The sequence below is a fragment of the Pseudoalteromonas shioyasakiensis genome (genome assembly GCF_022398475.1).
Taxonomy (GTDB): domain Bacteria; phylum Pseudomonadota; class Gammaproteobacteria; order Enterobacterales; family Alteromonadaceae; genus Pseudoalteromonas.
In genome coordinates this window covers 1-1,478 of the sequence record NZ_JAKEVM010000273.1, presented here as the reverse complement: position 1 = coordinate 1,478, position 1,478 = coordinate 1, and the positions used below count along the sequence as shown (strand labels likewise).

Here is a 1,478-nt window from a genome sequence, read left to right as displayed (position 1 = left end):
TAATAGATTTGCATGTTGTTTATTAGGGGCTTTAATACGCCCCTAATTTTAATGAATTTTTACAAACGCTTTATTAGTTGATCTACTTTTGCCACTAAAGGCAATGCAGAAGATTGATAATTGCCTAACACAACTAAAATATACCCCTTGTCCATATACATATTTAGCCTGGCAGTCATACCTAAATGCGAACCATTATGCCCAACAATCGTGTTTCCTTCTGAGTTTCTGACTGAAAACCCATAGCCCCAGTTTGGCGCATTAAGTTCAGGCTTTGCTGTAAGGGCAACTTTAGAAAGCTCACGACTGAGTAACCCTCCATTTTGCATAGCCAAGGCGAACTTATGTAAATCGCCTACCGTTGAGTATCCACCACCTGCAGGCCCCCCTTTCACTGATTGAAACATTAAGTTTTCAGTTACTTGACCCGTTTCTACTGAGAACCAATAATTCCGAGCAGTGTTCTTGACCGGTACGTCTAGATCAAAACTTCCGCTTTGTTGCATGTTGGCTTTTTGATAAATATTTTTGTTAATGAAATCAAAATAATTTTCGCCAGTAACATTCTCAATAATCTGACCAAGTAATGTCACACCTGTATTGCTATATCGCCATTGTGTTCCAGGTTCAAATGTTGTGTTAATAGACGTGTATAAATGTTGAATATCCTTAAGAGAGCGCACCTTATTTTGTATCTCGTCATAACCAGACATATTACCAATCCCTGATGTATGGCTTAATAAGTGTCGAATCTTAATTTTGCTAAAATCACCTTTCCCTAAAATGCTTTTATCAATAAATTTAGTGAGCGGATCATCAAGAGATAGTTTGCCAGCTTCTGTTAGCTGTAAGATAGCGACGCTAGTAAACATTTTGTTCATTGAGCCAATTTGAAACTTCGTTTCTAAGTTATTTTTCACATCATAGCGACGTGAAGCAAAGCCATATGCAGTGCTAAACAAAATGTCATTATTTTTAGCAAGTAATACCGTGCCAGAGAAAGCGCCATTCTTAGCAAGCCTCTCAGTATATTCTTTAACCTCGTTAACTAATTGAGACTCAGTAAATGAACCTTTAGAGTCTGGCTTTTGAGGGTCAGCCTCGATATACCAACCCGTAATTGCTTGTAATGGCTCATTATTAAAAAGAATAACCACCTCGTGCTGCATTTCAGTATTTTTTGAATACACTTTACTGATATGTCGTATACGATTATTTGAGGTTTCAAGCTCTGTTGAAATAACATTCAACTCGCCATGGAAAAGTGCGGTGTTGATAGAATAACCAACATATCGATCTTTGCCTGTACCATCCCAACGCGCAAGAGAGTCTGGCGAAAAGTTTTTTACTACAAATCCTTCAACCTTATTTAAATCTTTGCTGTTCAAAACAGTGATGAATTGATTAGCCAAATTGTTATAGTCTATTTCTTTTGTTGCCTGTGCTTGTTGACTTATGCAAGAGATAAAAATTATAAG

General features: G+C 37.1%; 1 protein-coding gene. It reads right to left on the bottom strand.

The features are described from left to right. Nucleotides 1-59: 59 nt before the first annotated feature. Nucleotides 60-1,478 (bottom strand): serine hydrolase domain-containing protein (locus L1D51_RS21415; RefSeq protein ID WP_275669254.1); only part of this gene is annotated, 1,419 nt, incomplete at its 5' end.